Genomic DNA, 22,755 nt, shown 5'->3' on the forward strand with positions numbered 1-22,755 from the left:
CAATGAAAACCGTCATGGAGCATAACGATGCAACTCGAAATCCGTAATTACTACGAAGTTCTTTTAATGGAAATATTGTCAGATGAAGGACTTATGGACGAGCTTCCTGAGGACTATCTCGCCGACTTATGTTGTGTGACCTTAAATCAACTGCCAGTGCGCTACATACGCCACCTCGTCGATACCTACTTCTTTGAAGACTATAACGAGCTGCAAGCATTAAAGCGTGAGATCCAAACCGCACTCGAAAAGTCGCGCGCCTTCCTTAAACAAAATCTGCAAAAAAGATTGCAGGAAGAAGCCGAAGCCAATCGTTAATCTCGCTAAGGGTTACTGTTCATAGCATTTTAGCCGTTGCAGTGGCATGAAAGAGGCAAACAATGGATTATCCCATTGCGTATAAAGTATTCACGCTATAAATGATTAACGGCAGAAAACATAAATAGTCAGTTAGCTAGTATATTGAATAAAATAAATTGAGTAGATAGAGAGAAGTGAAACGAGAATAAAACAGAGGTATTGCAGAATTGGAGGTTCCCCTAGAGCCGACACCCCGGCACACGAGTCGCTTGCTGCGGTTGCTCCCTTCCGGGCCTGGCCGAGTTCACAAGTTATCATTGCGGGGGGACCCTAGGGTCACCATAACTTCGAGCATTGCTTTGAAAGATATAAACCAAAGCGCTTGCTTGAACGCCGAGGATTATCCCCCATGCCTCCTATGGGATCAAGCGCTAATCGACAAGATCTCTTAATATCCCGCCTAACTGCACAATCTATAAGCAAGTGAAGTGATTGAAATGATAAAAGCCTGCAAATGCAGACTTTTATAGACATTTCCCTGAGTTTCACGGTGTCAAACTTGGCATATTAAAAATTCAACAAGAGTAAAACTCAATACATAATGCAACTTAATCATCGACTGGGATAATTACAACTTAATCAAATGACGATTCTGCTCAATCAACTTAGCCCCAACACCCGAGACATTGGCTAAATCATCAATTGCATTGAACTTACCATTTTTGGTTCGGTAATCGACAATCGCTTGCGCCTTAGCGGCACCTATCCCTTTTAGCACTTGTAACTGCTCGGCTGAAGCCGTATTGATGTTGACTTGAGCAGCATCCGGCATAGCTTTCTTCGCATCAGATGCCATATCGCTCGCCTCGGTTTTAGCCTGAGTCTGCATTTTAGCGGCGGCTTTAGTCGGGGTGTCTGCGGCGATTGCTGGCGTTGTTAAAAAAGCCGTTAATGCCATGGCGCTCATAATAGCGGGTATACATTTGGTGATGTTCATAACTCTTCCTCTATTCCATGAATTGCGGCCTCTCTTCCTACTTCCGTGGCCTCAAATCAAAAATAGTCCATGCTGTTATGAAATACCAAATCGGCGCCGCAAATATTCACCCTAGCTAAACTTCACCTCTTAACCCAATGAACCTAGACCTAACCATAGAAAAAGGGATGCTAAATCGCATCCCTTTTATCATTCAAATAGTTAGTGGTTTAAATTAGTGACACTCGTTATGCCAAACGCGCGAGTGCTTGACTCAAGTCAGCGATAATGTCGTCACAATCTTCTAAGCCAATGGAAATTCGCAGCAGATTATCACCAATGCCAGCCGCCGCTCTCGCCTCTGGCGTATAGGGAGAGTGCGTCATCGACGCTGGATGTTGAATGAGGGATTCTGCATCGCCTAGGCTCACCGCAATAGAGAACAAGCTTAAATGCCCCACAAAGGCCATAGCCTCTTCTAAATTTGCCGCCAGTTCAAACGCGATCACCCCGCCGGCACGTTTCATCTGCTGACCAATAAATTTATGCCCTGGGTGAGAGGCAAGTCCGGGATAATACACGCGGTTAATACTGGGATGTTCGGCCAAAAACTCGGCCACTCGCTGGGCACTATCGCAATGGCGCTGTAAACGTACATCTAAGGTTTTAAGGCCGCGCAAGATCAGCCAAGCATCATGTGGCGATATCACAGCGCCAATATCTTTTAAGATTTCATACTTCACTTTATGGAGCTGTTCTTCGCTGCCACACACTATCCCCGCAATCACATCGCCATGACCATTCAGATATTTAGTCGCACTGTGGATCACCAAATCGATACCAAAATCCAGCGGTCTCTGCAGTAATGGCGTCATAAAAGTGTTATCGACAATACTGACCAACTGATGACGTTTGGCAATAGTCGCAATTGCTGCCAAATCAAACACCTGTAAATGGGGATTCACTGGGGTTTCACAGAAAATGACCTTAGTATTGGATTTAATCGCCGCTTCTATTTCTGCTACCGATGAAAAGTCCACTAGGGACACTTCAATACCAAAGCGAGCGAACTGAGTCGTCATTAGCGCATAAGTACAACCGTATACGGCATTGGATGCCACTAAGTGATCGCCCATCTGCAAGTTAGCCAGTAATGCGGCGGATACTGCGCCCATACCAGATGCGGTTGCAGCGGCGGCCTCTGCACCTTCTAAAATCGCCATTTTACGTTCAAGCTCGGCGGTTGTCGGATTACCTAAGCGCGTGTAAATATACCCCGGCTCATTACCCGCAAATCGCTCACCACCTTGCTGTGCGGACTCAAACACAAAAGTCGCACTTTGATATAGCGGCGTCACTAAGGCGCCAAAGGCCTCACGCTCATGACCGCCATGAATAACCTGTGTTGCCGCTTTCCACATCTTGCCTGACTCATCTTGCATACCTAGCTCCTTGTAATTGGCATTGAACTGAACCCCTTCTTGATTGATTGTTCGTTTGGGATGCTCAATGCCTGCGTTATGGACTATTCAATGGATAACATTAGCCCTATCGAATAAGCCCTACCATAACGCGGCCAAGCACTTAAGCCAGTAGTGTGGCGAAAATAGCAGCGCGCCAAGTGTAATTAACTTGTTACATAGCACTTTTCAGCCGCACTTGGTCATACTCGGTACCAGCAAAAAATCATAAAAAAATGCGCTAAGGAACAAGTCCATTAGCGCATCTACTTTCGGCCGATTTAAATCGGTTAATTGTTTAATATTAAATAATATCTACTCTTTAGATTTATCTTTAGCTGACTGAGGTACTTTGTCATCAACATCGGCGAACTGGCCTTTTAATGCGTCGCGGCCTTCCTTGGTAAACAACTTGCCTGAAAACTGCTTCAGTTCGATCAACAATTCCTGATGCACTTTAGACAATTTAGGCCTTTGCTCTTCCCTAAACACAATCGGCCGACACAGCGCCATGGCTTGATATCCAAGGCGCGCAGTTAGCATGCCGCCCCCTAAACCTTGCGCCAAACGAGCAGACAATTTACCTGTCATTTCAACCGATAACAGCTGTGTTCCTAAATCGGTAACTAACTCACTGGTGCCCGCATAAATAATATTGATGATGATACTGCGGATAAGTTTAATCCGGCTCCAATAACCTAGCTCTATGCCATAACAGCGGGCGACATCACGCAGCATACGTTGATTACGCCAAAGGATGATTGCCATATCGAGCACAGCTAACGGACTGGCCGCCAGTAGCACTGCCGACTCAGCCGCATAGCGTCGCACTACTTTTTTGGCCAGTTCATCTCGCTCCGTCAGCACTAAGTCCTCGAATAACAAGACTTTCTCGGCATCATTATGTTCATCTTTTAATGAGCGACGCAGTTGCTGCAAACCTTGGCTGTCGCCATAGTGGCACACTATGTTATCGATAAAACTATCTGCCTCACCCATTTGCATGCTCTGCGCAAGCCTAGCGCCTGTTTCTTGGGTATCGGCAACCTGTTTGAGTCGCTTCAGTTTGCGGTACTCACTAAACGCCCCCGCCAATGCCCACGCACTGACGACCCCAAGCACCACACCATAAAAACTGAACAACCAAGGGCTCTCAAGCCAAGCATCCCTCAATCCTAATCCCGTTTGAACCACTACGAGCAGCAATAAACTCGTTACCGCCAGACGAGCGAGCCAAGACCAACGGCGTGATTTTACAAGTTGAGGCGATACCGATTTAGCATCGATCATTTTAGGATGGGATGACAGCGTTTCATCCATCAATTCCTCAATATCGGCAGCCACTTCTTGCACTGGTGTATGCGGATCAAAAGCTTTCGCCCCTTTGAGCTCCTCTTTGCTGGGTTTGAGCTCAACAACTTGTGAGTCAAACAGCTGCTGCTTTTTCAGCGGCTTATTTTCAACTGAGTGTGCAAATGAGTTCGCAGAAGAATTAGAAGCCTGCTCATTAGCGTTATCAGATAGCTTTAGCGTCATTCCAACTTATCTCCCAGTAAGTACTGCAGCATATGATCGAGACGAATATGGTCAAAGTGCACTTGAGATGGGTCAACATTGACATTGCTCGGCGGTGCAAAACCGACAAAGTTAAACCCTTGGTCACGCCAAAAATCAGGCTCAGGTAAGCGAGTGGGCACTTCGCCTGGAAACAAGGTCAGGGCTTTACCATTGAGTCCCGTCCCCTGCACGACTTCGACCTCACCCTCCTGGGTCGTTACCATGCCATGGCGAGTCGCCTTGATGGCGCTAATCGCCATCGTCTCCACTTTACAACCATCGAAACTGGCAAAATGCTGGCTGTGTTTCAACATATCTGTCAGCAGGGACAAAACATGGCTCTGCTGATCACGAGTCACATGGTCAACCTTGCTCGCGGCAAACAATAAACGGTCGATACGGGGAGAAAATAAACGCCGTAAATAACTCGATTGGCCAAACTGAAAGCTTTCCATAATGGCATTGAGCGCTGCGCCCATATCCTCAAATTGCTTTTTACCACGATTCAACGCACTAAAGCAGTCAACTAACACGAGTTGCCGATCAAAACCGGCAAAGTGGTTTTTATAGAAAGGCTTAACCACTTTAGCCACGTATTCTTGATAGCGTTTTTCCAGGACGTGGAATCCACTGTGTTTATCGCTTTGCGAAAGCGCTGCGAACTTTTCATCATTAACCAATAACAGGGGGAAAAAAGCCAATAAGGGAGCGCCCTGCCATTCACCCGGCAATAACATGCGTCCAGGCTGCGCTTGGTAATAACCTTGCACGTGCACTAAATCATTGAGTAATAACTGATATTGATCGGCAATCCGCTTTAATTGCTGCTCATCGGCGCTGGCGGCTAAATCCAGTGACCTCAAAGATTGTTCAAACTCAGCATACAAGGGTGAGCTTTTAAGATTCTCGATGCGAACTTGTTGAGCACGGCACCAAGTAACGAAGTCTTGGCGCAGCATAGGTAAATCGAGTAGCCATTCGCCAGGATAATCGACTATGTCTAAATACAAGGTGGCGGTATCAGAGAACTTGGCCAATAAGCCCTTTTGCGGTCGGTATTTAATCGCCAGTCGTAATTCAGAAATAGTGCGAGTGGAGGCTGGCCAAGTCGCAGGTTCGGAAGTGAGCGCTAACATGGCGCCTTGATAATCAAAACTGGCGATTTCCAGATCCGGCTGCATGGCACGCTTAACCCCGAGCAAACGCTGATCGCGGCTCACCTGCCACAATGGCAAAGCGCTGTTGTTGCGGGCGTGGGATAAGGTTGAGACGGGTCCAGAATTAAGTAACTGATTGACTAACCCTGTGATAAACGCGGTTTTTCCCGCACCAGAAAGCCCAGTCACGGCCAAACGTAAATGCCGGTCCGCGGTGCGATGTAACAGGGATTGTCCCTTTTGGGTTAATTTATGGAGCGAGGCATCAAGCATTCCCATAGAGACTTCCCTTATGTCGAATGATGTTAACTTATGTCAAGTGATGTTGACTATACACTGGAGTGAAACAGAGATTAAGCAACAAGGGCGGACATGGCCGCCCTTTAGAAGGGTTACAAACTATTGATTTGTCTTTTTAAATCAAAGTTGTCAGAGGTGACGTGACGTTCTAAATTTTGTAGCCTAACTTCTAGGCTTCGAAATTGACGACTCACGTCGCTCAGCGCTTGCTTTGCGGGTTCTCCCGACTGCCACGGCTTCTTCTTCACCTCGATATCGTCTCTATCGTAATGCTTTTGCGGCTTGATGTCTAAAATCACCCACAAAGCGACATAGATGATAAACACTACACCTGAGCCGCCGAGTAAGAAGATAGACACCGCCAGTACTCGCACTAACCAAGTTTCAATCGCAAAGTACTCGGCAATCCCTGCACATACACCCGCTATTTTGCCTGACTGGGGAATGCGGTACAAAGTACGGCCATTAGATCCTCTCATGTTTCCCCCTCCATTCGGGCGATTCTGTATCCAGAATGGCCTCTAAGGTCTCGATACGCGCCGCCATTTTATCGGCCTTGGATATCAAGTCATTGAGTTGTGAAAACTCTTCCTCAGTGAGTCCCTGGCTCACTTGTCGCTTACTGCGATAATGAAGAACTAACCATATTGGCGCGACTATCACCATGAAAATAATAATCGGCGCCATTAGCACGTCCATATCCATAACTCACCTCTGAATTGTTATTCTTTTGACTTAGTTGGCGCTTTACCTTTTACCTTGGCTTTTAGCGCTGCCAGTTCTGCATTCACAGAATCTTCCGCTTCTAGCGCCGCAAACTCATCGGCTAAGGTCTTTTTGCTGCCAAGATCGTAAGATTCAACTTGGGCTTCTAAGCCTTCGACACGGCGCTCATATTGCTCAAACTTGAGCATAGCGTTGTCGATCTTGCTTGAATCTAACTGCTTTTTCACTTCTAAGCGTGATGACGCGGTTTGAGTGCGCAAAATAATGGTCTTTTGACGCGCTTTTGCATCGAGCAGCTTTTCTTGCAACATGCCCACTTCATCTTTCAAGCGTGCAATATGTTCATCGATAACGGCTAACTCTTGATTCAGCGTGTCCGCTAAACCGGTCGCTTTTTGTTTTTCAACTAAAGCGGCTTTTGCTAAGTCTTCACGGTCTTTGGACAGTGCCAGTTCAGCCTTATCTTGCCAATCTTGCACTTGCTCTAACACGCGGTTGATACGACGTTGCAGCTCTTTCTTTTCAGCTAACACTTTAGCTGAGGTAGAACGCACTTCAACGAGTGTGTCTTCCATTTCTTGGATAATCAGTCGAACCATTTTTTCTGGGTCTTCGGCTTTATCCAGCAATGCGCTGATATTAGAGTTAATGATATCGGCGAAACGAGAGAAAATTCCCATAATCCTATCCTCAAATTGATGTTGGTCTCGTATAAGGTAATACACTAACCGTGCCAACTTTTACTTCTTATTTAAATACAGCAACTTAAACAATATTTTAACTTTTACTTTCTTTTACGCTTCAAGCCACTTATTATCATTTTCACCAAATTTTAGCGCGAAAGACTAAAAAATATCGTGGATAATAAATTTCAGCAAGACAACCTTATCGGTCAATCCAACGCCCTACTCGAAGTGTTAGAACATGTGTCGCAAATAGCGCCGCTGTCTAAACCCGTACTGATTATTGGTGAACGTGGCACAGGTAAAGAGCTTATTGCCGAACGCTTACATTATCTGTCTAAGCGCTGGGATCAAAGTTTTATTAAGCTAAACTGTTCATCTTTGAGTGAAAATTTACTCGAGAGTGAATTATTTGGCCATGAGTCAGGTGCCTTTACTGGCGCCAAAGGCAAACACGAAGGCCGCTTTGAGCGCGCCGACGGCGGCACTTTATTCCTCGACGAATTAGCCAATACCTCAGGACTTATCCAAGAAAAGCTTCTGCGCGTCATTGAATACGGCGAATTTGAACGAGTCGGCGGCAGTAAAACCGTGCAGGCTGATGTTCGTTTAATCTGCGCCGCCAACGAAGATTTACCCTCACTTGCTGACGCAGGCGAATTTCGTGCCGACTTGCTCGATAGACTCGCCTTCGATGTGATCACTCTGCCACCGCTGCGTTGCCGCCCAGAAGACATAATGACACTGGCGGAATACTTCGCTGTTGGCATGGCGCGCCAATTAAAGCTGCAACTGTTCAGCGGTTTTAGTGCCCATGCGGTCGAGCAATTAATGACCCACGACTGGCCGGGTAATATCCGTGAACTTAAAAACGTGGTCGAGCGCAGCGTTTACCGTAATGGTGGTGAAAATCGGCCCATCGACCATATCACCCTAGATCCCTTTGCTTCACCCTATCGACCTAAAACTCGGATCAAGACCCGCGAACGCCAAATCACCTCAGTCGCGCCTACAACCGTTGCCAGTACGCCGCAATCTGCGCCGATACTTGAGGCTGAAGTACCCGCCAATACTGAGTCTTCAGTGAATAGCTTTAATTTTCCGCTGGATTTTAAAGAGCAAACTGAGAAGTACGAAATGGATCTGATCCAACAGGCGCTCTCAAGCAGCCAATACAACCAAAAGAAAACCGCCGACATGCTCGGATTAAGCTACCACCAACTGCGTGGCATCCTTAAAAAATACAATTTACTTGATAAAGCATAAGCAGATTGCCCATGGGGGAGATGCACTGCTAAAATAGCCGTTCATAGTCGATAAAATAATGATTTATAAATGAGTGTGCTAATTAGACGCCTGTGCCTAACAACTGCAGTTTCTTGCATGAGTTGGTTGTTGGTCGCGTGTGGCCCCCAACGACTCCCTTCCGGTTTGGTGTATTGCTCCGAAGGGAACCCTGAGTCTTTTAATCCACAGTTGGTGACATCTGGCACGACAATCGATGCCACCTCGCACCAAATTTATAGTCGCTTAGTGGATTATGATACCCAGTCTGGCAAGCTTGTCCCTGCCTTGGCGACGAGTTGGGCTATGTCCGATGATGGCTTAAGCTATCGCTTCACCCTCAGGGAAAACGTGCAGTTCCAGCATTCGAAGCGGTTTACCCCAACACGGCCCTTCAATGCCGACGATGTGTTGTTCTCCTTTAAGCGTATTATCGATACCCAGCATCCTTATCATTTTGTCTCCCGCACGGGTTATCCCTTCTTCCAAAGTATTGGCTTTTCTGAGCAAGTCAAAGGGATAGAAAAGATAAACGATCATGAAGTGGTCTTTTATTTAACCCGTAAAGATGCTTCTTTTTTATCAAATCTGGCCACCGACTTTGCGGTGATCTTATCCGATGAATACGCGCAGCAGCAGTTAGCATTGGGTCATCCTGAAAACGTCGACCACTTTGCCATTGGCACAGGGCCGTTCACTTTAGTTCAGTACGCGAAAAACGAATATATTCGCTATCGTCGTCATCCTGACTTTTGGGGCGAACCAGCAAAAATCGATATGCTGGTATTTGATATCACGCCAAAAAGTACCGTCAGACTCGCAAAACTTATCGCGGGCGATTGCAGTGTATCTGCGCTGCCCAAAGCGGGTGAGCTGCCTGTAATCAAGCAACATGAAGAATTAAATATTGAGTCACAACCTGGACTCAACGTAGCATTTTGGGCCTTTAATACGCAAAAGCCGCCACTGAATGACGTCCGAGTGCGCCGCGCACTGGCCTATGCGGTCGATAAACAAAATATCCTGCGGGCGGTTTATCAAAATACCGCCATTGAAGCCACAGGCGTTCTGCCGCCAGCGTCTTGGGCCTACGACAATAACAAAGGGCTTGTGGATTACAATCCGCAAAAAGCGCGCGACCTCTTAAAAGAAGCAGGCATTAAAAATCTCAGTATCGATATTTGGGCTATGCCAGTTGCCCGCGCCTATAACCCCAATGCGTTAAAAACGGCCGAATTAATTCAATCGGATCTGGCCAACATAGGCGTCAAAGTGAATATCGTCAGTTACGACTGGAGCGTGTTTAGTCAGCGGCTCAGCCGCGACGACTATGATTCAGTACTGATTGGCTGGAATGCCGATAACAGCGATCCCGATAACTTCTTTACTCCTCTGCTGAGTTGCGCTGCGATGCAGTCGAACAACAATCGTTCTCGCTGGTGTAACCCTGAGTTTGATGCCATCTTAGATAGCGCAAGGGAAGTGTCAGATCAGAGCGAACGTAAAGTGATTTATCAACAAGCAGAAGCCTTTTTAGCTGAACAAGTGCCTATGCTGAGTCTGGCCCATGCCAAGCGTGTGGCGTTAACTCGCCATGATGTCAAAGACATGCAACTCACGCCTTTTGGTGGCATTTCCTTCGCCCACACTAGCCAAGCACAAGAGGAGGCGAATTAATGTTTAAATACCTACTGCGCCGCCTCAATTTGTTTCTTGCCACCTCGTTAGTCATGGTGGGTGTCTTATTTTACGCCACCGGCTTATTTCCGGTAGATCGCACCCACGCACTCACTGGCATACATACACCGACGGCGAGTCAACTGGTTCAAATCGAGCAGGACTACAAATTAGATAAAAACCAAGCGTGGCAATTTATCGCTTATCTACAACAAAGGCTTAGCGGTAATTTAGGCATTTCAGTCACCTCACATCAAGAAGTGGCCGAAGAACTCAGCGCCGTCCTACCCGCCTCATTCGAACTTGCTGTGATGGCGGCCATTATCGCGATTTGCTTTGGTGTGCCCTTAGGTGTGCTTGCTTCCCAGAGCCAACATAAGCTCACCCAAAATACCATTATGGCGATCACGCTAACGGGCTACTCTGTGCCCGTGTTCTGGTTAGGTCTTTATCTTTCGCTCTGGTTTGGCGTCGATCTTGGTTGGTTACCGATTTCTGGACAAATCAATTTGTTATATGAAATCAAACCTGTCACTGGCTTTATGTTAGTAGATACCCTGTTGTCAGAGTCTGAATACGGCATGTCGGCATTTAAAGATGCGCTGCTGCACATCATTTTGCCTGCCACAACACTCGCCGTGTTACCTTTTACTGTGGTGGTTCGCAGCACTCGTTCGGCGATGATGAATGTGATGAATCAAACTTTCATCCGCGCAGCTGAAGCCAGAGGCATGCATACTGGGACTATTATACTGCGCCACGCCCTGCCTAACGCCTTGATCCCCGTGCTGAAACATTTAGGGTTGATGCTTGGCTCATTTGCCAGTTATGCCATAGTGGTCGAAATGATTTTCTCTTGGCCTGGCGTGGGTTCTTGGCTGGTTTCAGGGATTTACCAACGGGACTACACTGTCATCCAAGGTGGTATTCTGGCTGTAGCCCTATTGATTATCTTCCTAAGTATCTTGATTGAAGTGCTGCACACAGTCTTTAATCCTCTGAGCAGAAAAGACCTTTATGCCACCAGTTAAAATTTATCAAGAAGATCAGATTGCCTCCCCGACTATGCGGGTTTGGCTTAACTTTTCGGCTAATCCTTTCGCCTTGGCAGGTCTGTGGACGATTGCATTCCTACTCTTGCTAACGCTATTTGGCCCTATGATCGCGCCCTTCCCACCAGAAGCACAAGATCCAAGAGCCTTGCTATTGCCGCCCTCTTGGGATCCCTCAGGCACAGTGGCACACTTTTTAGGCACAGACGATTTAGGCCGCGATATCTTCAGCCGATTATTACACGGCGCGCACTTGACCTTTGGTATGGCGCTGCTGATCGTCGTCACAGCGCTATTCACAGGCTTTATTATAGGGTCACTGTCCGGCATGATGAGAGGCTTAAAATCCAGTATCCTCGGGCACTTACTCGATGCGCTGTTATCAATCCCTTCGTTATTGATGGCCATTTTAGTGGTGGCCGTAATGGGGCCAGGGCTTGAAAATGTGTTCTGGGCCGTCGGAATTGCCTTAACCCCGCAATTTGTGCGCTCGATACACCAGTCAGTGCATGAAGAGTTACAAAAAGAATACGTCACAGCGGCGCGTTTAGATGGCGCGAACTCAATGCAAATTTTTTGGTACGTCATCATGCCAAACGTGTGGGAAGTGGTGATCATTCAAACCACGCTTGCCATTTCTGCCGCCATTTTAGATATCGCCGCCCTCGGTTTTTTGAGCTTGGGCGCGCAGGCACCGAGCCCAGAATGGGGCGCTATGGTCGCCCAAGGTATGGATAATTTATTAACGGCGCCTTGGGCTGTAACTATCCCGGGCTTAGCGATTCTTTTCAGTGTGCTTTCCATTAACTTGGTTGGCGATGGCCTACGGTCGGCGCTTGCGCCCATCAGAAACTAACTTATGCCTTTACTCGACGTACGAAATCTCACGATTGAACTCGATACGCCCCACGGTAGAGTGCGGGCGCTCGAAAAAGTCAGCTTAACGCTCAATGCCGGCGAAATTCATGGCCTAGTCGGTGAGTCTGGCTCTGGACGAAGTTTGTTAGCCAGAGCGATTCTTGGGATCCCAGGTCCCAACTGGACCATCACAGCCGATCGCATGATGTGGGATGGCAATAACTTGATGGCCATGAGCTCAAAAGAGCGCCGCAATCTGATGGGTTCAGACATGGCGATGATCTTCCAAGATCCATCGGGCAGCTTAGATCCGGCACAAACCGTCGGCAGTCAGCTGATGCAAGCTATGCCTAAGAATCCCAATGCCTATTTTTGGCAAAAACGTCGACATGCACGGCTGACAGCGCAAAAATGGCTGCATAAAGTCGGGATTAAAAATCCACGACAGGTCATGTCTAGCTACGCCTGGGAATTATCCGAAGGCGAATGCCAAAAGGTGATGATTGCGATGGCGGTTGCAAACCAGCCTCGTCTCTTGATTGCCGATGAACCCACAAGCTCAATGGAACTCAGCACTCAAGCGCAGATATTCAGACTATTATCTCAATTAAATCAATTACAAAACGTATCGATTCTATTGATCAGCCACGAGCTTGAAACCTTAGCCCAATGGTGCGATCACTTATCCGTGCTCTATTGCGGTCAAGTTATGGAATCGGGGCCGACGGACGAAGTGATTAAGCAGCCTTATCATCCTTACACTAAGGCGCTGCTTGACAACATGCCCGACTATTCAGGCTCAGGTGGCCACAAGGCGATTATGCCTACCCTTCCAGGGTCTGCGCCCGCCTTACAGCATTTGCCAATCGGTTGCCGTTTAGGGCCACGTTGCCCTGAAGCCCAAAAAAAATGCGTTAATCAGCCAAATTTAAGTCATATTAAAGACCGCTATTTTGCCTGTCATTTCCCTTATCACGGCGAAACCCACAATGACGACCCCACTGCTTAAAGTTAACGATCTTTATAAAAGATACGATACCGGTTATAGGGGCTTTTCCCGCCAATATAACGATGCACTAGCGCCTGTATCCTTCGAGCTCCAACGCGGCGAAACCTTAGCCATAGTGGGTGAAGCAGGGTCGGGTAAAAGTACCCTCGCCCGCATTTTAGTCGGTGCAGAGCCCCGCAGCGGCGGCGAGATTTTTTTCGAAGGTGAAGCCTTAGACAGCCGCGATATCAAGCAAAGATGCCGCTTGATTCGAATGATTTTCCAAGATCCGAATACCTCACTAAACCCGCGTTTGACAATTGGCCAGCTACTCGATGAGCCGCTGCGTTTTAATACCAATATGTCGGCGCAATCGCGGCACACCCAAGTGGTCGACACATTGCGCAAAGTGGGCTTATTACCTGAGCATGCGGAGTTTTATCCGCACATGATTTCCGAAGGGCAGAAACAACGCGTTGCGGTAGCGCGAGCCTTGATGCTCAATCCTAAAATTATCATTGCCGACGAAGCCTTAACCGCGCTTGACCTTTCAGTACGCTCACAAATTCTTAATTTGCTGCTGAAACTGCAAAAAGACCTCGGCTTGTCTTATATCTTCGTATCCCATAACCTCAATATTATTCGCCATGTTAGCGATAAAATTATGGTGCTGCACAAAGGTGTAATGGTCGAGAAAGCGCCGACAGAACAGATATTTAACTCGCCACAACATGAATATACCCAGAGGTTGATCCAAGAGCAAAGTCTGTTTGTCCACAAACGTTAAACTGCTCCAACCACTTAAATAATCAGGTGAATTGGCTAAAAATAGGTGCCATTTACCCGCCGAAATATTTATCCTATTGGTCATTTTGATAGAAGAAGCTTAAACATGATTATCAAACCAAAAATTCGTGGATTCATTTGTACCACTACACACCCAGTCGGTTGTGAAGCAAACGTTCAAGAACAAATCACGCTAACCAAAGCTAAAGGTAAAATCGCTAACGGCCCGAAAAAGGTATTAGTGGTTGGCTCATCAAGCGGTTACGGTCTGTCTTCACGTATCGCCGCCGCTTTCGGTAGCGATGCCGCAACGATTGGCGTGTTCTTCGAAAAGCCAGGTACTGAAACGAAACCAGGTACTGCGGGTTGGTACAACTCTGCCGCTTTCGACAAATTTGCTAAAGCTGAAGGCTTATATTCTAAGAGCATTAACTGCGATGCCTTTAGCCATGAAGCAAAACAAAAAGTGATCGAACTTATTAAGCAAGATCTCGGTGAAATCGACATGGTCGTTTACTCACTGGCATCACCTGTGCGCAAACTGCCAGATTCTGGTGAACTTATTCGTTCTGCGCTAAAACCAATCGGTGAAACTTACACTGCGACTGCGGTTGATACCAATAAAGACTGCATCATTGAAGCCACCGTTGAGCCTGCAACTGAGCAAGAAATTGCCGACACTGTAACAGTGATGGGCGGCGAAGATTGGGAACTGTGGATCAAAGCCTTATCTGAAGCCGGTGTATTAGCGGATAACTGCAAAACCGTAGCCTATAGCTACATCGGTACTGAACTGACGTGGCCAATCTACTGGCACGGCGCCCTTGGCAAGGCCAAGATGGATTTAGACCGCGCAGCAAAAGCCTTAAATGAGCAATTGTCAGCTACTGGCGGTAGCGCTAACGTTGCGGTACTGAAGAGCGTTGTAACTCAAGCGAGTTCGGCTATTCCAGTCATGCCTTTGTATATCGCTATGGTATTCAAGAAAATGCGTCAGGAAGGTCTCCATGAAGGTTGTATGGAGCAAATCTATCGCATGTTCAGTGAGCGTCTATTCCGCGCCGATGGTGCTAAGCCAGAAACCGACAGCGACAATCGCATCCGTTTAGACGATTGGGAACTGCGTGAAGATATTCAGCAACACTGCCGTAATTTGTGGCCACAAGTGACCACAGAAAACTTGTCAGAATTAACGGATTACCGTGAATACAAAGCTGAATTTATTAAATTATTCGGCTTTGGTATCGAAGGTATTGATTACGATGCCGACGTTAACCCATACGTTGAGTTTGACGTTATCGAGCTCTAATCGACTGCGATAGCTAATCACTGCTTATCACACCGTTAAACGCCACTTTTTAGTGGCGTTTTTATTTGCAACGCCCACACTAAGATGCGCTACACTCGTTTCCACTAATCACTCCCTCAATAAGGAAAGACGATGAAAATTAGCGCAAGAAATACGCTCAGCGGCACGATCAAATCCATAGAAATGGGCGCGGTAAACAATGAAGTGACTATCGAACTTGCACCCGGAGTCGTATTGACCTCAGTAGTAACTAAAGCGTCCTGTGAGCGCCTAGGGCTTAAAGTGGGGGATTCGGCTTATGCACTCATCAAAGCCAGCAGCGTGATGATAGGCGTTGATGACTAGCCGCATGTAACGTCGCGCTTGATGTGATGGCGTATTGAGTCTTACTGTGTTGCAGTAACTTATTCACTGCACAATCATCGACATACTTCATCGCATTGAAAAAACAAAAAGGCCAAGTGGAATCACTTGGCCTTTTTAATCGAAGTTTACAAGTAAGATAGCCAGTTCAACGCGCTATCCTAACTTAAATTATTCTTCTACAGGGTAAAGCACCTTGGCATTGGCTTTAAGTGAATCTATCAAGCCACGGTAGTCTGCTTCGCTGTATTGAGCGTTCAGGCGTTGTTTAAGCGCATTAACCAGCTCATCACTCACACCTTCAGCAGCGTTGACTTTATCTAGCGCAACCACGGCATAACCATTTGCTAAACCCACGGTATCGACAACTGGAGAAGTGCTTGGTGTTGGCATTTGGAACGCTTTGCCTACAATCGCAGCATCAACATCTTGCGCGCCGCGGCCTAGTTTCGCTTTAGCCACTAAACCAAGATCCGTTGCACCTGCTTTAACTTGTGCCATCAGCTCTTGTGCTTTCGCACGGGCAGCTTCGTTTGCTTGATCTTGCTTCAAACGCTCTGTGATATTGGCTTTCACTTCCGCTAAGGCCAAAGTGCCCGCATCGTGATGTTCCTTCACACGAACCACCACCACGTGGTTAGGTTCAAGCTCAATCACTTCACTGTTTAACCCTTTCAGCATAACAGTTTCAGAGAACGCAGCTTTAACTAAGTCTGGCTTGTTCAGCGCAGCAGGAACGTTATCGCGAGAGAACAGTGGAGTCGTCTTAATATCGACGCCCACAGCTTTAGCGGTTTCAGATAATGTATCTGGCACTTCATAGCTAGTATCAGCCAATTTGCTTTGTAAGCTATAGAATTGATCAACCGCTTTCTTATCTTGCAATTGCGCCACTATCTTAGCTTTTACATCGGCAAAGGGTACAGTCACACCAGGTTGCACATCTAATAGCTTGATAATGTGGAAACCAAAGTCAGTTTTAACTACCGCTGAATGTTGGCCTTTGTTCAATGCAAATAATGCAGCATCGAAAGCGGGGTCCATCACACCTGGTTCAAACCAATCCAGTTTACCGCCCTGCTCTGCACTCAAGGTATCGTCAGAGTTAGCTTTAGCCAGATCAGCAAAATCGGCACCGCTGTCTAATTGCTTCGCTAAATCTTCAGCCTTGGCTTTTGCAGCCGCTTCATCGCTACCTGGCATAACCAGAATATGTGCGGCAAGACGCTTCTCATTAGACACGTATTGCGCTTTATGTTCTTCGTAATAAGCTTGCGCTTCTTCGTCAGAAACTGGGTTATTTTTAGCAAAATCAGCCGCATTCAGCTCAACATATTCTAAGCTCACCATTTCAGGGCTCATAAACTGCCCTTGGTTTGCGTCATAATAGTTTTTCACTTGCTCGTCAGTCACAACCGCTGTCGCTAAGAATGGCGCAGAATCAACGACTAAATAGCGCACATCGCGAGTTTGGCCTTGTAACTCAGCTAACTGCTTAGCTTCGCCAGCTAACACAAATTCAGTACCAACTAGCGCAGCCGTTAACTGACGACGGGTCATATCGACGCGCATCATGTCTCTGAACGCCTGTGGTTGATAACCTAACTGACGTAGAATCGCCTGATAACGATCGTTATCAAACTTGCCATCGGTTTGGAATGCGGGTTCAGTTTTCACGGCTGCAATGATCTGTTCGTCAGATACACGCAACCCCATAGCCTTAGCCGCTTGATCTATCAGTTTGTCAGCCACTAAGCGCTCTAATACGCTCTGCTTAATGCTTTGTAGATATTTTTCGTCAGCAGATAACGCAGCAAACATCTCACCTAGCTGTTGCTCCATACGAGAGCGCTCGCTTTGGTAAGCCTGCTCAAGCTCGGCTTTAGTGATTATGTCACCGTTCACTTCTGCTGCAGGCACATCAGTTGTAGAACCTAAGTAACTGCTGACTCCTGCAAATGCAAAAGATAAAATCACAAGTACGAGAATGCCTTTAGCAATCACGCCTTGCGAACCATCGCGGATCTTTTCTAACATCAGATTTCTCGCTTGTTGCGATTAACAAAATAAAAAGGCGCATCAGTTTGAGATGCGCCTTTCTGTAATTTATGGGGAATATTCAGACGCTACCACTGGTAAATTCTAAAACCCCGAGTAATGGTAGAAATTAAGCTTCATATTCCATTACTTTCAATTCGTAAAAAGCACTGATAAACAGTGCTTGTCATTACGAATGCCTTACAAAGGCTACGATATTAATGATTAATTAACAGCGTCTTTCAGTGCTTTACCAGCTTTAAAAGCTGGAATTTTAGCTGCTGCGATTTTGATTTCTTCACCCGTTTGTGGGTTGCGACCAGTACGCTCAGCGCGTTCACGCACTTCAAAAGTACCAAAACCAACAAGAGAAATTTTATCACCTTCTTTCAGACCTTCGGTCACAGCAGCGATAAAAGAATCCAGTGCACGGCCAGCAGCGGCTTTAGAAATGTCAGCACCAGATGCGATTTTCTCGATTAGTTCAGATTTGTTCATGTCATCCCCTTGAATGTAATTTTTTTGCGCCGCAACCAAATCCGTCTCTAGAGCGGTCTGCGGAGGCTTTTATAACAAGCTTGAATTCAAAGTTCAAGCTGAGTTCGAAAACCAAAGAAATAAAACTGGATACAGCTCAAAGCCAGTTGCGCCAAGGGCTTGGAGCAGCTGGCTCTCCACAGACCTAGGCTACCACAGGTCTACGCTTTGTTAAGCCCCTTTTTTCATTTTTTTTAACGTGATAGCGCAATTTCTTGCGTTATGCCAAGTTTTTAACCACTTCGAAGCCTTCAACCGGTCTTTCTAGGGCCAGTTTTAACACTTCATCGACCCAACGCACGGGACGAATTTCTAAATCGGCAATCACATTGGCAGGAATTTCTTCCAGATCACGCTCGTTTTCTTTTGGTATAAGCACTAATTTTATGCCGCCGCGGTGTGCTGCCAGCAGTTTTTCTTTCAAACCACCGATAGGTAACACTTCACCACGTAAGGTTATTTCACCTGTCATGGCCACGTCGCTACGCACTGGGTTACCCGTTAAGCTGGATACTAAAGCGGTACACATAGCCGCACCGGCTGATGGACCATCTTTTGGCGTTGCACCTTCTGGCACATGCACATGGATATCACGCTTCTCGTAGAAATCCGCATTGATACCTAATTGTTCCGCACGGGCGCGAACAACTGTCATCGCCGCTTGAATCGACTCTTGCATCACGTCGCCAAGGGAACCGGTATAAGTTAATTTACCTTTACCAGGTACCGATGTTGCTTCAATCGTTAGCAGATCACCGCCTACTTGTGTCCACGCTAAGCCTGTCACTTGACCGATTTGGTTCTTCGACTCGGCTTTGCCGTAATCGAAGCGCTGCACGCCAAGGAATGACTTAAGATTCTCTTGATTCACAGTGACAGATTTTACTGATTTATCGAGCAAAATCATTTTCACGACTTTACGGCAAATCTTAGACAATTCACGCTCAAGTGAACGCACGCCCGCTTCACGGGTGTAATAGCGGATAATGCCAACGATAGCGCTATCCTCGACTTTAATTTCAGCCGCTTTTAAGCCGTTGCGCTCAATTTGCTTATTCAGCAAATGTTGCTTAGCAATATTCAGCTTCTCGTCTTCGGTGTAACCCGACAAACGGATCACTTCCATACGGTCAAGTAGTGGCCCAGGAATGTCCATAGAGTTAGACGTTGCCACAAACATCACATCGGATAAGTCGTAATCGACTTCGAGGTAATGATCGTTAAAGGTCGCATTTTGCTCAGGATCTAACACTTCTAATAAAGCAGAAGCCGGATCGCCGCGCATGTCTGAACTCATCTTGTCGATTTCATCGAGCAAGAATAATGGGTTTTTCACGCCCACTTTAGCCATTTTTTGAATGACTTTACCTGGCATAGAACCAATATAAGTACGGCGATGACCACGGATTTCCGCTTCATCACGCACGCCGCCTAAAGCAACACGCACATACTTACGACCGGTCGCCTTAGCGATCGATTGACCCAAGGAAGTTTTACCCACACCTGGAGGTCCAACGAGACACAGGATTGGCCCTTTAAGCTGACGCACTCGGCTTTGGACTGCCAAATATTCCAAGATACGTTCTTTAACTTTTTCCAGACCAAAATGATCGGTATCGAGCACTTCTTGGGCTTTCGCTAAATCACGTTTGATTTTAGAGCGTTGGCTCCAAGGCACTGACGTCATCCAATCCACATAGCTGCGAACAACTGTGGCTTCTGCCGACATTGGCGACATCATACGTAGCTTGTTAAGCTCAGCCAGGGCTTTTTCTTTCGCCTCGGCGGGCATGTTAGCCTCTTCAATCTTACGATTTAAGGCTTCAAACTCGTCATGGCCTTCGTCTAAGTCACCCAGTTCTTTCTGGATGGCTTTCATCTGTTCGTTCAGATAGTACTCACGCTGACTTTTTTCCATCTGTTTTTTAACGCGGGTACGGATACGTTTCTCAACCTGCAATAGGTCGATCTCCGATTCCATCATCGCCATTAAATATTCCAGACGCTCGCCAACGTTGATCATCTCAAGCACAGATTGCTTATCTTCAAGCTTAAGTGGCATGTGTGCGGCCATAGTATCAGCCAGACGCGCCGCTTCATCGATACCCGATAAAGAGGTCAATACTTCTGGCGGTATCTTTTTGTTCAGCTTGATATAACCTTCAAACTGACCAATCGCACTGCGCACTAACACTTCTTCTTCTTTGTCTTCCAGCGGTTCTGATTCCAGATACTCAGCCTTAGCCACAAAGAATTCTGTTTCTTGGGTGTAACGGGTAATACGGGCGCGACGACCGCCTTCTACCAACACTTTGACTGTGCCGTCTGGCAGCTTAAGTAACTGTAAAATAGAGGCAACCGTACCCACTTCGAAGATGTCATCTTTTGATGGTTCATCGAGTTCGGCATCACGCTGCGCCACTAAAATAATTTGCTTATCCTGCGCCATTGCGGTTTCGAGACATCGAATAGATTTTTCTCGTCCGACAAATAACGGAATTACCATATGGGGATAGACCACCACATCTCGCAGTGGCAGCACGGGGAGTTCGATATGCGCTTCACGCTCTTGGGTCATAGTTCGATTCCGTTTTGGTGAAATGGATTAATACTGGAGTATATTGGGACGCTTTATTGAGTTTCAATGGCTAATACGAAAAAAGGAGTCCATTGGACTCCTTGTTTTTCAGTTTATTAGCAATCAGTACAATTATTGCTCGCCAGAGGCTGCTTGGGCTTCATTGTGCTCATAAATCAGGATAGGTGCAGATTCACCTTTCACCACTGATTCATCGACAACGGCCTTCACAACACCATCGACTGAAGGAATATCGTACATAGTATCCAGTAGAATACTTTCAACGATTGAGCGTAAACCACGGGCACCTGTCTTACGTGACATCGCCTTGTGTGCTATCGCTTTAAGTGCATCTTCGCGGAACTCAAGCTCGACACCTTCCATCTCAAATAAGGCACTGTACTGCTTAGTCAGGGCATTTTTAGGTTGAGATAAAATTTGCACTAGGGCTTCTTCATCCAGCTCAGTCAAAGTCGCAACCACTGGCAGACGGCCGATAAACTCAGGAATTAAGCCATATTTGACCAAATCGCCAGGTTCAACTTGAGTTAAGGTTTCAGAAATCGTCGCCTTCTCTTTTTCGCCTTTTACCTGAGCACCGAAACCGATACCCGAACCAACGTGTGCACGTTGCTCAATCACTTTCTCAAGCCCTGCAAACGCACCACCACAGATAAACAGGATCTTAGAAGTATCGACTTGTAAGAATTCTTGCTGTGGATGCTTACGGCCACCTTGTGGTGGAACCGCGGCAACAGTTCCTTCAATCAGCTTAAGCAGCGCTTGCTGCACGCCCTCACCCGATACGTCACGGGTGATCGATGGATTGTCTGACTTACGGCTAATTTTATCAATTTCATCGATATAAACGATACCACGCTGCGCTTTCTCTACATCGTAGTCGCACTTTTGCAGCAACTTTTGAATGATGTTTTCAACATCTTCACCCACATAACCTGCTTCAGTCAGTGTCGTGGCATCGGCCATAGTGAAAGGTACATTGAGTGAGCGCGCAAGGGTTTCAGCCAATAGTGTCTTACCGCTACCCGTTGGACCGATAAGTAAAATGTTACTCTTACCCAGCTCGATACCATCTTTAGGCGACGCATTTTTCAAACGCTTATAGTGGTTATACACTGCCACAGACAGCACTTTTTTCGCTCTGTCTTGGCCAATCACATAATCGTCTAAATGTGCACGCAACTCATGCGGTGTCGGTAACTTATCGCTATCGCGCTTTGGAGAGATTTCTTTAATCTCTTCGCGAATGATGTCGTTACATAACTCAACACATTCGTCGCATACATACACTGATGGGCCAGCAATGAGTTTTCTGACTTCATGCTGGCTCTTTCCGCAAAAAGAGCAGTACAGCAATTTACCGCTGTCACCATTATTTTTGTTGTCGCCCATTAATTACCTCATTTGCAGTCTGCTCTACTGCCTGTCTTAAATTTGCTTAACCTTTACAGAGCATAGCTCAGTCAAAAGCAAAAATCAGCCGCGTTTCGTCATCACAGAGTCAACTAAGCCATATTCGACGGCTTGAGTCGCGCTCATGAAGTTGTCACGATCGGTATCGCGTTCAACCACTTCGAGCGGTTGGCCAGTGTGCTCGGCTAACATTTGGTTAAGCTTATTCTTAATGCCTAAGATTTCTTTGGCATGGATAGCGATGTCAGAAGCTTGACCTTGGAAACCACCCAGTGGTTGATGAATCATCACGCGAGAGTTTGGTAAACAGTGACGTTTGCCCTTCTCACCACCAGCTAATAAGAAAGCGCCCATGCTGGCCGCTTGGCCGATACAGACAGTGCTAACATTCGGTTTGATAAACTGCATGGTATCATAAATCGCCATGCCTGCGGTGACTGAGCCACCTGGAGAGTTAATGTATAAAAAGATATCTTTATCTGGGCTTTCTGATTCTAAGAATAATAGTTGCGCCACGATAAGGTTTGCCATGTGTTCTTCAACTTGACCTACCAAAAAAATAATCCGCTCTTTCAACAAACGAGAATAAATATCGTATGAGCGTTCACCCTTAGCAGTCTGTTCTATCACCATAGGCACTAAAGCACTTTGTATGTCTGACGCATTATGCATTATTCACTTCCCTAAATAAAA

The 22,755-nt window shown here is 46.6% G+C and carries 21 protein-coding genes and 1 other RNA gene; 9 read left to right on the forward strand and 13 right to left on the reverse strand.

What is annotated here, in order from left to right:
• Positions 1–27: 27 nt before the first annotated feature.
• Entirely contained in the window at positions 28–318 is a 291-nt protein-coding gene (locus DYH48_RS13065) for a late competence development ComFB family protein (protein ID WP_006081144.1), read from the forward strand.
• Between the two features lie 218 nt (positions 319–536).
• Here the strand turns inward: DYH48_RS13065 and ffs are convergent.
• The 8 genes from ffs to pspA all read right to left on the reverse strand — a co-directional run bounded on the left by ffs (position 537) and on the right by pspA (position 7,156).
• Positions 537–634: signal recognition particle sRNA small type (ffs, locus tag DYH48_RS13070), an RNA gene on the reverse strand.
• 294 nt (positions 635–928) lie between these two features.
• Complete coding sequence (locus tag DYH48_RS13075; RefSeq protein WP_006085377.1) at positions 929–1,297, reverse strand: ComEA family DNA-binding protein; 369 nt, start codon at positions 1,295–1,297, stop codon at positions 929–931.
• A 227-nt stretch (positions 1,298–1,524) separates the two neighbouring features.
• Positions 1,525–2,718 carry a methionine gamma-lyase gene (gene megL, locus DYH48_RS13080; protein ID WP_006085376.1) on the reverse strand — a complete coding sequence of 398 codons (1,194 nt, stop codon included), beginning with the start codon at positions 2,716–2,718 and terminating at the stop codon, positions 1,525–1,527.
• A 333-nt stretch (positions 2,719–3,051) separates the two neighbouring features.
• A complete protein-coding gene (locus tag DYH48_RS13085; RefSeq protein ID WP_115335017.1) occupies positions 3,052–4,272 on the reverse strand; it encodes a YcjF family protein in 1,221 nt (406 codons plus the stop codon).
• Positions 4,269–5,729: a YcjX family GTP-binding protein gene (locus tag DYH48_RS13090; RefSeq protein ID WP_115335018.1), complete on the reverse strand. Its 1,461-nt coding sequence runs from the start codon at positions 5,727–5,729 to the stop codon at positions 4,269–4,271. The genes DYH48_RS13085 and DYH48_RS13090 overlap by 4 nt, the downstream gene beginning before the upstream one ends.
• Before the next feature lie 113 nt (positions 5,730–5,842).
• A complete protein-coding gene (pspC, locus tag DYH48_RS13095) occupies positions 5,843–6,229 on the reverse strand; it encodes an envelope stress response membrane protein PspC (protein WP_006081139.1) in 387 nt (128 codons plus the stop codon).
• Entirely contained in the window at positions 6,216–6,455 is a 240-nt protein-coding gene (pspB, locus tag DYH48_RS13100) for an envelope stress response membrane protein PspB (protein ID WP_006081138.1), read from the reverse strand. The genes pspC and pspB overlap by 14 nt, the downstream gene beginning before the upstream one ends.
• Before the next feature lie 17 nt (positions 6,456–6,472).
• Positions 6,473–7,156, reverse strand: a complete 684-nt coding sequence (pspA, locus tag DYH48_RS13105) for a phage shock protein PspA (RefSeq protein WP_006081137.1) — start codon at positions 7,154–7,156, stop codon at positions 6,473–6,475.
• A 177-nt stretch (positions 7,157–7,333) separates the two neighbouring features.
• Between pspA and pspF the strand changes: the two genes are divergently transcribed.
• The 8 genes from pspF to DYH48_RS13145 all read left to right on the forward strand — a co-directional run bounded on the left by pspF (position 7,334) and on the right by DYH48_RS13145 (position 15,458).
• Positions 7,334–8,425, forward strand: coding sequence for a phage shock protein operon transcriptional activator (gene pspF, locus DYH48_RS13110; protein WP_006081136.1), 1,092 nt, complete (start codon positions 7,334–7,336; stop codon positions 8,423–8,425).
• Between the two features lie 69 nt (positions 8,426–8,494).
• Positions 8,495–10,120 carry an ABC transporter substrate-binding protein SapA gene (gene sapA, locus DYH48_RS13115; RefSeq protein WP_115335019.1) on the forward strand — a complete coding sequence of 542 codons (1,626 nt, stop codon included), beginning with the start codon at positions 8,495–8,497 and terminating at the stop codon, positions 10,118–10,120.
• A complete protein-coding gene (locus DYH48_RS13120; protein ID WP_006085371.1) occupies positions 10,120–11,151 on the forward strand; it encodes an ABC transporter permease in 1,032 nt (343 codons plus the stop codon). The genes sapA and DYH48_RS13120 overlap by 1 nt, the downstream gene beginning before the upstream one ends.
• Positions 11,138–12,028: an ABC transporter permease subunit gene (locus DYH48_RS13125; protein WP_006081133.1), complete on the forward strand. Its 891-nt coding sequence runs from the start codon at positions 11,138–11,140 to the stop codon at positions 12,026–12,028. The genes DYH48_RS13120 and DYH48_RS13125 overlap by 14 nt, the downstream gene beginning before the upstream one ends.
• 3 nt (positions 12,029–12,031) lie before the next feature.
• Complete coding sequence (locus tag DYH48_RS13130; protein ID WP_006081132.1) at positions 12,032–13,039, forward strand: peptide ABC transporter ATP-binding protein; 1,008 nt, start codon at positions 12,032–12,034, stop codon at positions 13,037–13,039.
• Positions 13,020–13,805 carry a peptide ABC transporter ATP-binding protein gene (locus DYH48_RS13135; RefSeq protein WP_115335020.1) on the forward strand — a complete coding sequence of 262 codons (786 nt, stop codon included), beginning with the start codon at positions 13,020–13,022 and terminating at the stop codon, positions 13,803–13,805. The genes DYH48_RS13130 and DYH48_RS13135 overlap by 20 nt, the downstream gene beginning before the upstream one ends.
• A gap of 105 nt (positions 13,806–13,910) precedes the next feature.
• Positions 13,911–15,113 carry an enoyl-ACP reductase FabV gene (fabV, locus tag DYH48_RS13140; RefSeq protein WP_011846466.1) on the forward strand — a complete coding sequence of 401 codons (1,203 nt, stop codon included), beginning with the start codon at positions 13,911–13,913 and terminating at the stop codon, positions 15,111–15,113.
• 132 nt (positions 15,114–15,245) lie between these two features.
• Entirely contained in the window at positions 15,246–15,458 is a 213-nt protein-coding gene (locus DYH48_RS13145; RefSeq protein ID WP_006085368.1) for a TOBE domain-containing protein, read from the forward strand.
• 189 nt (positions 15,459–15,647) lie between these two features.
• On the opposite strand, the gene DYH48_RS13150 is transcribed toward DYH48_RS13145, so the two are convergent.
• The 5 genes from DYH48_RS13150 to clpP form a co-directional block, all read right to left on the reverse strand.
• Positions 15,648–17,513, reverse strand: a complete 1,866-nt coding sequence (locus tag DYH48_RS13150; protein ID WP_063883146.1) for a SurA N-terminal domain-containing protein — start codon at positions 17,511–17,513, stop codon at positions 15,648–15,650.
• A 225-nt stretch (positions 17,514–17,738) separates the two neighbouring features.
• Positions 17,739–18,026, reverse strand: a complete 288-nt coding sequence (gene hupB / locus DYH48_RS13155; protein WP_255211589.1) for a nucleoid-associated protein HU-beta — start codon at positions 18,024–18,026, stop codon at positions 17,739–17,741.
• A 244-nt stretch (positions 18,027–18,270) separates the two neighbouring features.
• On the reverse strand, positions 18,271–20,628 hold the full coding sequence (lon, locus tag DYH48_RS13160) for an endopeptidase La (RefSeq protein WP_071938997.1): 2,358 nt from the start codon (positions 20,626–20,628) through the stop codon (positions 18,271–18,273).
• Positions 20,629–20,760: 132 nt separating this feature from the next.
• Positions 20,761–22,041 carry an ATP-dependent protease ATP-binding subunit ClpX gene (gene clpX / locus DYH48_RS13165; RefSeq protein ID WP_006081125.1) on the reverse strand — a complete coding sequence of 427 codons (1,281 nt, stop codon included), beginning with the start codon at positions 22,039–22,041 and terminating at the stop codon, positions 20,761–20,763.
• A gap of 84 nt (positions 22,042–22,125) precedes the next feature.
• On the reverse strand, positions 22,126–22,734 hold the full coding sequence (gene clpP, locus DYH48_RS13170; protein ID WP_006081124.1) for an ATP-dependent Clp endopeptidase proteolytic subunit ClpP: 609 nt from the start codon (positions 22,732–22,734) through the stop codon (positions 22,126–22,128).
• Between the last annotated feature and the right edge of the window lie 21 nt (positions 22,735–22,755).

Origin of the sequence: Shewanella baltica, assembly GCF_900456975.1 — a bacterium.
In the GTDB taxonomy this organism is placed as follows: domain Bacteria; phylum Pseudomonadota; class Gammaproteobacteria; order Enterobacterales; family Shewanellaceae; genus Shewanella; species Shewanella baltica.

What these genes read in the sequence shown, in the direction of transcription:
- clpP (WP_006081124.1), bottom strand. Translation starts at nt 22,734, where the DNA reads ATGCATAATGCGTCAGACATACAAAGTGCTTTAGTGCCTATGGTGATA.
- DYH48_RS13120 (WP_006085371.1), top strand. Translation starts at nt 10,120, where the DNA reads ATGTTTAAATACCTACTGCGCCGCCTCAATTTGTTTCTTGCCACCTCG.
- DYH48_RS13130 (WP_006081132.1), top strand. Translation starts at nt 12,032, where the DNA reads ATGCCTTTACTCGACGTACGAAATCTCACGATTGAACTCGATACGCCC.
- lon (WP_071938997.1), bottom strand. Translation starts at nt 20,628, where the DNA reads ATGACCCAAGAGCGTGAAGCGCATATCGAACTCCCCGTGCTGCCACTG.
- DYH48_RS13065 (WP_006081144.1), top strand. Translation starts at nt 28, where the DNA reads ATGCAACTCGAAATCCGTAATTACTACGAAGTTCTTTTAATGGAAATA.
- megL (WP_006085376.1), bottom strand. Translation starts at nt 2,718, where the DNA reads ATGCAAGATGAGTCAGGCAAGATGTGGAAAGCGGCAACACAGGTTATT.
- clpX (WP_006081125.1), bottom strand. Translation starts at nt 22,041, where the DNA reads ATGGGCGACAACAAAAATAATGGTGACAGCGGTAAATTGCTGTACTGC.
- DYH48_RS13085 (WP_115335017.1), bottom strand. Translation starts at nt 4,272, where the DNA reads ATGACGCTAAAGCTATCTGATAACGCTAATGAGCAGGCTTCTAATTCT.
- fabV (WP_011846466.1), top strand. Translation starts at nt 13,911, where the DNA reads ATGATTATCAAACCAAAAATTCGTGGATTCATTTGTACCACTACACAC.
- DYH48_RS13090 (WP_115335018.1), bottom strand. Translation starts at nt 5,729, where the DNA reads ATGGGAATGCTTGATGCCTCGCTCCATAAATTAACCCAAAAGGGACAA.
- sapA (WP_115335019.1), top strand. Translation starts at nt 8,495, where the DNA reads ATGAGTGTGCTAATTAGACGCCTGTGCCTAACAACTGCAGTTTCTTGC.
- DYH48_RS13150 (WP_063883146.1), bottom strand. Translation starts at nt 17,513, where the DNA reads ATGTTAGAAAAGATCCGCGATGGTTCGCAAGGCGTGATTGCTAAAGGC.
- pspC (WP_006081139.1), bottom strand. Translation starts at nt 6,229, where the DNA reads ATGAGAGGATCTAATGGCCGTACTTTGTACCGCATTCCCCAGTCAGGC.
- pspB (WP_006081138.1), bottom strand. Translation starts at nt 6,455, where the DNA reads ATGGATATGGACGTGCTAATGGCGCCGATTATTATTTTCATGGTGATA.
- DYH48_RS13145 (WP_006085368.1), top strand. Translation starts at nt 15,246, where the DNA reads ATGAAAATTAGCGCAAGAAATACGCTCAGCGGCACGATCAAATCCATA.
- DYH48_RS13075 (WP_006085377.1), bottom strand. Translation starts at nt 1,297, where the DNA reads ATGAACATCACCAAATGTATACCCGCTATTATGAGCGCCATGGCATTA.
- pspA (WP_006081137.1), bottom strand. Translation starts at nt 7,156, where the DNA reads ATGGGAATTTTCTCTCGTTTCGCCGATATCATTAACTCTAATATCAGC.
- DYH48_RS13125 (WP_006081133.1), top strand. Translation starts at nt 11,138, where the DNA reads ATGCCACCAGTTAAAATTTATCAAGAAGATCAGATTGCCTCCCCGACT.
- DYH48_RS13135 (WP_115335020.1), top strand. Translation starts at nt 13,020, where the DNA reads ATGACGACCCCACTGCTTAAAGTTAACGATCTTTATAAAAGATACGAT.